This window comes from Pedobacter sp. UBA5917 (genome assembly GCF_002432345.1).
Classification (GTDB): Bacteria; Bacteroidota; Bacteroidia; order Sphingobacteriales; family Sphingobacteriaceae; genus Pedobacter.
Genome location: NZ_DJDT01000090.1, coordinates 1 through 8,845 on the forward strand (window position 1 = coordinate 1; position 8,845 = coordinate 8,845).

At 41.4% G+C, this 8,845-nt stretch carries 7 protein-coding genes; all 7 read left to right on the forward strand.

Going from position 1 to position 8,845, the window contains the following annotated elements; genetic code table 11:
- Window positions 1-426: 426 nt before the first annotated feature.
- Complete coding sequence (locus tag B2V92_RS05545) at window positions 427-1,674, forward strand: efflux RND transporter periplasmic adaptor subunit (protein WP_293305509.1); 1,248 nt, start codon at window positions 427-429, stop codon at window positions 1,672-1,674.
- 4 nt (window positions 1,675-1,678) lie between these two features.
- Window positions 1,679-3,136 (forward strand): TolC family protein, encoded by a 1,458-nt coding sequence (locus B2V92_RS05550; protein ID WP_293305511.1) that lies wholly within the window; start codon window positions 1,679-1,681, stop codon window positions 3,134-3,136.
- A gap of 26 nt (window positions 3,137-3,162) precedes the next feature.
- On the forward strand, window positions 3,163-3,828 hold the full coding sequence (locus B2V92_RS05555; RefSeq protein ID WP_293305514.1) for an ABC transporter ATP-binding protein: 666 nt from the start codon (window positions 3,163-3,165) through the stop codon (window positions 3,826-3,828).
- 9 nt (window positions 3,829-3,837) lie between these two features.
- Window positions 3,838-5,070: an ABC transporter permease gene (locus B2V92_RS05560; protein ID WP_293305517.1), complete on the forward strand. Its 1,233-nt coding sequence runs from the start codon at window positions 3,838-3,840 to the stop codon at window positions 5,068-5,070.
- Between the two features lie 19 nt (window positions 5,071-5,089).
- The gene (locus B2V92_RS05565) at window positions 5,090-6,271 is read left to right on the forward strand and encodes an ABC transporter permease (RefSeq protein ID WP_293305520.1); all 1,182 of its coding nucleotides are present in this window, start codon (window positions 5,090-5,092) and stop codon (window positions 6,269-6,271) included.
- A gap of 20 nt (window positions 6,272-6,291) precedes the next feature.
- Entirely contained in the window at window positions 6,292-7,665 is a 1,374-nt protein-coding gene (locus tag B2V92_RS05570) for a sigma-54-dependent transcriptional regulator (RefSeq protein WP_293305522.1), read from the forward strand.
- On the forward strand, window positions 7,649-8,845 hold a 1,197-nt coding region (locus B2V92_RS05575; RefSeq protein ID WP_293305524.1), incomplete at its 3' end, for a sensor histidine kinase. The genes B2V92_RS05570 and B2V92_RS05575, both read left to right, overlap by 17 nt.

An 8,845-nucleotide genomic window follows, 5' to 3' on the forward strand; every position in this document is an offset into this window, starting at 1 on the left:
GCCCCGCGGCATAGGAGCGAAAAAAAATATCTTTGGAATTGTGTCCACACGGTAGTGATGTTTATCGGAATTTGTAATCCCGACCTTTGTACTGTGGATTTATAATCCACTAATAAGGATTAAAAATCCTTGGCTCTTAAGTCAGGATTGCAAATCCCAACTAACTTTTTCCCGTGGTTCGTGTTCCCGTGGTTCGTGTCTCCACGAACCACTCGCATTAAAGTCGTTCAACAAGGATTACAAACACTCAAGCCGGGATTACAAATCCCGACTAGCAGAAATCCCAACTAACAACCATATTGCCCGATAACAAACAAGATGTTCGATTTCGGGCATTTTTAAAACCGAACAAAAACATAAAACACTGAATTTCAGCAAAATAATTATGGCACCGCTCTTGTAAAGCCTGGTGTAAATTATTTTTAAATGGACAAAATCATTGAAGAAGAAGTTTCTTCACAAAAAAAGAAAAAAACCTATCTCCTCATTTTCACCATCATTATTGTATTGGTAATCGGAATATGGCTGGTGAGGTTCTTTTTTAAACCCTCTTTAAGCCTTGCTGATTTTACCACAGCTAAAGTGGAAACCGGGATCATCGAAAATACCATTAACGCAACCGGCGAAGTGCTGCCCGAATTTGAAGAGGTTTTAACCAGTCCGATTAATGCATCGATAAAAAATGTGCTGATGGATGCCGGCAACAAAGTAAAAAAAGGACAATCGATTTTATTGCTCGATAAATCGGTGAGCGAAACAGATTATGGCAAACTGCAGTTCCAGATGGAATCGAAAGAGAACGAGATCAGTAAACTGAAATTAGACCTGGAGAAAAGTTTTTACGACATCAAATCGAATAACAGTATTAAACAACTGCGTATCAGCAACCTTAATGATGCTGTTTCTTCAGCAAAAAGGCTGTTAAAAGCAGGCGGCGGAACCAAGGAGGATGTAGAAGCCGCCGAATTGAACCTGAAAGTTGCGGAACTGGAAAAACTTCAGTTGGAAAACGAGATCAAAAGCAAACAACAGACGATGAAAATCGAGATCAGGGAAGCAGAGATCGCCCTGGCCATACAAAGAAAAGATCTGGATGCCTTGAAACGTAAACTCGATCTGGCCGATTTAATTGCCACCCGGCCAGGAGTAATTACCTGGGTAAACAAAAATATAGGTGCAAGTGTGCACGAAGGCGATGCGTTGGTAAGAATTGCCGACTTAAGCGGTTTTAAAGTAGCCGGCAGCATGCCGGACAACCTGTTGGATAAAATCCACAATAACATGACGGCTATTATCCGCATCGGCAATACCCAGTTGCGCGGTTCGGTGGTAAACATTTCACCTGCGGTAAATAACGCCATTGTTTCATTCGATATCCAACTGAACCAAAAAGACAGCAAGGAGCTGCGCCCGAACCAAAAAGTTGATGTTTTTCTCGTTACAGCTATCAGAAACGACGTTCTACGGGTTGCTAACGGCCCTGCATTTAATGGTTCCAATCTTCAGGATGTTTTCGTGCTAAAAAACGGGATTGCAGAACGCCGTTCAATTAAAACAGGCTTAATTAATTTCGATTATGTAGAAATTTTGAGCGGTTTAAAAGCAGGCGACGAAGTAATCACTTCTGATATGGGCGAGTATAAAAACACCAAAACCATCACCATCAGTAATTAAAATTATGTGGATAAAATTTATACTTACTGCATTAACGCTTATCGGTTTTAGAGGTTTTGCCTTTCAAAAGGCCGATACCCTGCGGCTAACCTTGCTACAGGTAGTAGAAATGGCCAAATCCAATTCTATTGCAGCCAAACAGGCCATTACAGTAAAAGAAACCAAATATTGGGAATGGCGCACGTTTAAATCAAATTATCAGCCGCAGCTGGCTTTAGAGGGGATTTTACCGGGCTATACCAAAAGCTATACACAGGTGCAGCAACCTAACGGAAGCATTCTTTTTCAACCGGTACATTACGATAACTCATCGCTGACATTAAATTTTACACAAAGTATTGCCGCAACCGGTGGAACCATTTATGGAACCACACAATTACAGCGTTTTGATGATTTCGACAGGAACAGCGTGCTGTACAATGGTATTCCTTACGGCATCGGGTATACACAGCCCCTGCTGCAGTTTAACAACCTGAAGTGGGACAAAAAAATAGAGCCTTTAAAGTTTAATGAAAGCAAACAGGTTTTTATAGAAACACAGGAAAAGATTGCCATTACCGTTACCGAATATTTCTTCGATTTATTACTGGCACAGGTAAACCTGAACATTGCCGACTTAAACTACACCAATACCAAACGTATTTTAAACATTGCCGATACCAAGTTCGAACTGGGCAAAATTTCCAAAAATGAGATTTTACAACTTCAGCTCGAAGTTTTAAATGCGCAAAAAGCGGTTGGAACGGCCAAACGCGATGTAGAAATTGCAACACTTAACCTCCGCAGCTATGTGGGCATCGAAGGTAGTGACAGGATTAAACTGGACATGCCTTCGATAGTTTCGCAAATGACGGTGGCTGCCGAAAAAGTACTCAGCGAAGCTTTCGAAAACCGATCGGAAGCCATTGGTTTTATCCGTCGACTGGCCGAAGCCAAAAGAGATGTAGCAAAAGCCAAGGGAGAAAACGGTTTAACAGCCACATTAAGGGCCAACCTGGGTTTCTCTAATGCAGCAAACCGTGCTTTCGACATTTACCGTTCGCCAAAAAACCAGCAAACGGTAGAATTACAGCTTTCTATCCCGGTAATGGATTGGGGAAGATCAAAATCACGTACCAAAACGGCCCAGGCAAACGAGCAGTTGATCACTTATACGGTAGAGCAGGATAAGCAGACATTTAAACAGGAAATTGTAACACAGGTAACGCTTTTCAATATGATGAAAGAGCAGATCCAGCTAACCGATAAAGCCGAAAAAATTGCGGCAGAAAAGTACAAAATAGCCAGCGAACGTTATGTACTGGGTAATTTGAGCATTACCGACCTCAGTATTGCTTTCCAGGAAAACGACAGGGCCAAACGCGATTATGTTTCATCGTTACGCGATTTCTGGGGTGCCTACTACCAGTTGCGTTACCTATCGCTTTACGATTTCGAAAAAAACAGAAAAATAACCTATTAATAAATCTTAATTACTAATTATACATTATGATACGCTTAAACAACATTGAAAAAGTTTACCGGACGGATACAGTGGAGACCCTCGCCATCAATGGGATCAGTTTGGACATTGCCAAAGGCGAATTCCTTTCCATTATGGGGCCATCGGGCTGTGGAAAAAGTACATTGCTTAACATTATGGGCCTGTTGGATGAACCATCAAAGGGAAGCATAAAAATTGATGAGCAGGATATCAGCCGTTTTTCCGACCAAAAACTGGCCAGATTCAGGAACCAGAAACTGGGATTTATTTTTCAAAGCTACCACCTCATTAACGATTTACGGGTATTGGATAATGTAGAGCTACCCCTGTTATACCGCAACTCATCTGCCAAAGAGCGTAAATTATTGGCCACCGCAGCTTTGGAAAAAGTTGGTTTGAGCAACCGTTTAAAACATTTCCCATCGCAGCTTTCGGGCGGACAGCGGCAGCGCGTAGCCATTGCCAGGGCAATTGTAGGCAATCCGCAGATTATTTTGGCCGATGAGCCAACAGGAAACCTGGACAGTGCCATGGGGAACGAAATTATGGATATCCTCATCAACCTCAATAAAAATGAGGGCACTACCATTGTGATGGTTACGCACGACGAAAGCATGGCGCATAAAACACACCGTTTGGTGCGGTTATTTGATGGTTCACAAGTTCAATAAGCCCTTATTATGCTAAAAAACTACTTTAAAATAGCCATAGCTGTATTGAAGCGGAGAAAGTTCTTCACCTTCATCAGCCTTTTCGGAATCAGCTTTACCTTAACCATTTTGATGGTGGCAACCGCCTTTATGGATAAGGTTTTAAGTCCTGATTACCCCGATTATAAAAGAAACCGCTCGCTTTATGTTACCAGCATGGAATTCAAGAATTCTAAAGAAGGCTGGATGAACAGAAGTGATGTATCCTATTATTTCCTCGATCACTATGTTTCTACACTTAAAACAGTGCAGAAAATCGGTATTTCCAGTTCTGCAAAAGCCTCAAACGCTTATGTGAACAATAAAAAACTGGTTATCGAATATAAATACACCAATGCCGATTTCTGGAATATACTGGAGTATAAATTTTTAGAGGGCAAAGCTTTCCAGCAACGCGAAATCGATAATGCCGAACTGGTGGCCGTAATTTCGGAAGAAACAAAAAAAGATTACTTCGGTGACGAGCAAAATGTAATCGGAAAATACATTTCTGCCGATAACATTAACTACAGGGTAATTGGCGTGGTTAGCAATGTTTCCAAAACGCTACAGAACTTTTGTGCCGATATGTATATTCCCTATACCCTATCCAAGGATTACAAAAGCACGAATTTAATGGGTGGTTTTGGTGCCGTTCTACTCGCGAAAAGTGAGGCAGATTTACCTAAAATGAAAAGGGAATACGATCTGATGATCAAAAAAGTACCTATTCCTAAGGATTTTGACAGATTATACTGCAACGCAGACCCTTATTTTGCCAGTATGACGAGGAGGATTGCCGGCGATGGTACAAACGATGGATTAACTAAAGCCATTTCGATCATCAGCCTTTTTGTGCTGCTGTTTTTATTGTTGCCAACCATCAATCTGGTTAACATCAATATCACACGGATTATGGAACGTTCATCAGAAATCGGGGTACGCAAAGCATTCGGTGCTTCATCAAAAACGCTTGTTTATCAGTTTATCATCGAAAACCTGATCCTCACTTTTTTAGGGGCCCTTATCGGTTTAGTGCTCTCTGTTATCGTTATCTATTTAATCAACGGGGCAAACATCGTGTCGAACATGCGCCTGAGCATGAACTTTACCGTATTGTGCTATAGCCTGATTGCCTGCGTATTTTTCGGACTGCTATCAGGGGTTTACCCTGCCTGGAGGATGTCGAAATTAAATATTGTTAAGGCCCTTAAAGCCCAATAACCCCTAAAAAGATATTATTATGTTTAAACACTTATTTAAATTGATATGGAACAAAAGGAAACAGAATTTCCTGTTCCTTTCCGAAATCCTGGTTTCTTTTCTGGTGATATTTGCGGTTTTTTCTTTCCTTACCTATTATTATCAGAATTATAGCAAACCCCTGGGGTTTGATTATAAAAAAGTCTGGTCTATTTACTATGAAAACGGCGAGCTGACCAAAAACAGGGATTCGCTTGCCATTTTTTACGAGAACCTTAACAAATCATTAAAATCGATGCCCCAGATTGAGGAAGTTACCTTTTCGAGCGGCAATTTTCCTTATTCAGACAGCTTTATGAGCACTGGCCTGACACAGAATGGCAAAAAATTTAACATGGTGAGCCATTTTGTTGTCGGTACGGATTACAAAAAAGTATGGAACGTTTCGCTGTTGGAGGGAAGGTGGTTTATGCCCGAAGATCTGGTTAGCAAAAATAAAGGTATCGTAATTAACGAAACCCTTAAAAAAGCGGTATTTGGGAATACGAACGCTACAGGAAAATTGATTGGCGATTACGACGATAAAGAAAAAATGAAAGTGCTTGGCGTGGTACAGGATGTTAAATCAAACGGAGATTTTGCTCCTGCCGGTAATGCCATGTTCGTTCAACTCGATTCGGGCTATTATAGGGATACCCATAACATTCTGATCAAAGTACGGGAGGGTGCCGATGCAAATTTCGAAAGCCAGCTGTATAAATTTATGGCTACCTCGGTAAAAAATGCTGTCGAAATCAAACACCTCGATCAAATGCGGGATTCGAAAAATGGAGTTACCATTATCCCAATGGTTATTTTTATCATTATCGCTTCATTTCTGATCATCAATGTAGCCTTGGGCCTTTTTGGGGTTTTGTGGTATAATATCAATAAAAGAAAAGCAGAAATTGGTCTGCGTAGGGCAATTGGCGCTAGTGGAAATTCGGTTTCCAACCAATTGATTATGGAAGCGATGATATTGGCAACCATTTCATTAATAGTAGGCTGTTTTTTTGCGGTTCAGTTTCCTTTGATGAGTGTTTTCAATATTCCGGCTAGCGCCTATTTTATTGCCATTTTACTATCGGTGATATTTATTTATGTACTGGTACTGCTCTGTTCGCTGTACCCCGGCAAGCAGGCGGCAGCCATCCATCCGGCTATTGCATTGCATGAAGAATAATACTTATCTTAACTTCGCTTATGATATTAATTGTTGATGACGATATAGCGGTACAAACTTCACTTTCACTTCTTTTAAAAAGCGTTGGAAATGAAATTGTTACTGCCAACGGTCCGGTTCAGGCTTTTGAGGTGGTTAAAGCCCAAAAGCCTGAGCTTGTTATACTGGATCTGAACTTTTCTATCGATACCTCGGGGAAAGAGGGCATGGAGCTGCTAAAAAAAATAAGGGCCTTTGATGTCAACCTTCCCATTATTTTAATCACCGGCTGGGCGAGTATAGCACTGGCGGTGCAGGGCATGAAACTGGGGGCAAACGATTTTATCAATAAACCCTGGAGCAACGATTACGTACTGCAATCGGTTGATACCTTACTGCAGCTGAACGGTAAAAAAGCAATCTCCAGAAGCAGAAAAGAGCTGGATAAAAAGTACCACTTTAACCAGATCATCGGAGAAGATACCGGATTGTTAACTATCCTCGAAACCATTGGCCGTGTAGCCTCTACCAATGCTTCCATTCTGATTACAGGCGAAAGCGGAACGGGTAAGGAACTGATTGCCGAGGCCATCCACGAAAACAGTAACCGTGTTAACAAGCCCTTTGTAAAGGTTAATCTTGGCGGTATTTCCTCTTCACTTTTTGAAAGCGAAATGTTCGGCCACGTACGCGGTGCATTTACCGATGCAAGGTTCGACAGGACAGGCCGGTTCGAAATGGCGAATAAAGGGACTATTTTTTTAGATGAAATAGGCGATCTGGAAGCTTCCAGCCAGGTTAAACTGCTCAGGGTACTGCAAGATAGGACTTACGAGGTTTTAGGGAGCAGCCGCACCAAAACAGTTGATACCCGCATAGTTTGTGCCACCAATAAAAACCTGAACGAAATGGTATCAGCAGGCTTGTTCAGGGAAGATTTATTGTACCGCATCAATTTAATTACGATCCATCTGCCTGCTTTGCGCGAGCGGTCATCAGATATTCCGTTACTGGTAAACTTTTTTATCAGCAACCTGAAAGAAATATACAGCCGGCCAGATTTATCGGTTTCGCCACAGGCCATTCGCTGGTTGCAGCAACTGCCTTTACCAGGCAACATCAGGCAGTTAAAAAACCTGGTAGAACGTACCGTGTTAATCAGCAGCAAAAACGAGCTCGGCATTGATGATTTTAAATCGCAGTTAAATTTATCGCCGCAGAAAAACGAGAAGGTAAAATTACCTGGCGTGGGTACCATGACCTTAGATCAGATGGAAGCCGAAATGGTTAAACAGGCCATGAATTTCCATAAAAACCGCATCACCAGGGCCGCAGCATCGTTGGGCATTACCCGGAACGCACTATACCGCAGATTGGAAAAATACCAGATCCCTTTTAATGAAACTGAAGACTAAGTACATCCTTTTCCTGGCCATACTGCACCTCACCTGTTTGGTAATGAGTTACTTTATTTTTGAGAAAAGTAAGCTTATTTTTTTATTGGTAGAGGTATGCATCATCATTTCAGTGGTGATTTCGCTTAATTTATATAAACAGCTCATTGCCCCCCTCACCTACTTACGGCAGGGCATTTCAGCTATTAAGGACAAAGACTTTAATGTTAAATTCATCCTCACCGGCAAAAAGGAAGTAGATGAACTGGTAGATGTATACAACCGGATGATTGATGAGCTGAGAACTGAACGTACCAAACAGCAGGAACAGCATTTTTTTCTCGAAAAACTGGTACAAACTTCTCCAACGGGCATTATCATTCTGGATTTTGATGGTCAGGTTAAACAGATTAACCCTAAAGCGACAGAAATTTTGGCCGAAAATCCAAATCTGCTCGAAAACCATTTGCACGGTATGCAAACAGGCAGCTCCAAAACACTTCGTACCAACGGACTGCATACCTATAAAATACAGAAATCGAGGTTTATTGACCGTGGTTTTGAGCGCATTTTTATTATGATGGAAGAATTAACGGCCGAGATTTTCGCAGCCGAAAAAGGCGTTTATAGTAAAGTAATCAGGATGATGGCGCATGAGGTGAACAATACCGTTGGGCCGGTAAATTCGATTATCAATACCGCATTGTCACAACAGAATCTGTGGTTAAATGAAAATGATTCTTCACTGAAAAATGCAATGAAAGTTGCTGTAGACCGCAACCAAAACCTGAATATTTTTATGCGGAATTTCGCCGATCTGGTTAAATTACCCGAAGCAAACAGGAAGAAAACAGACCTGGTAGCACTGATTACCTCGGTATCGGAACTGATGTATTATCCTGCAAGCGAAAAAAATATTTCCATCGAGATTGAAATATCCAACCAGCCCTACTTCATCTTTGCCGACGTAGAGCAGATGGAGCAAGCCCTTATTAATATTGTTAAAAATGCAATAGAAGCGATCGGAAGTGCCGGAACAATAAAAATATCCCTAAATCAGGCAAAACATATTCTTACCATTTCGGATACCGGAAAAGGGATTTCCCAACAGGATACCGAACAGCTGTTCAGTCCGTTTTTTAGCACTAAAAAAGATGGTCAGGGTATTGGATTAACACTTGTGCGCGAAATTCTGCTGAAC

Coding starts and splice junctions, on each gene's coding strand:
- B2V92_RS05545 (WP_293305509.1), top strand. CDS start 427: ATGGACAAAATCATTGAAGAAGAAGTTTCTTCACAAAAAAAGAAAAAA.
- B2V92_RS05550 (WP_293305511.1), top strand. CDS start 1,679: ATGTGGATAAAATTTATACTTACTGCATTAACGCTTATCGGTTTTAGA.
- B2V92_RS05555 (WP_293305514.1), top strand. CDS start 3,163: ATGATACGCTTAAACAACATTGAAAAAGTTTACCGGACGGATACAGTG.
- B2V92_RS05560 (WP_293305517.1), top strand. CDS start 3,838: ATGCTAAAAAACTACTTTAAAATAGCCATAGCTGTATTGAAGCGGAGA.
- B2V92_RS05565 (WP_293305520.1), top strand. CDS start 5,090: ATGTTTAAACACTTATTTAAATTGATATGGAACAAAAGGAAACAGAAT.
- B2V92_RS05570 (WP_293305522.1), top strand. CDS start 6,292: ATGATATTAATTGTTGATGACGATATAGCGGTACAAACTTCACTTTCA.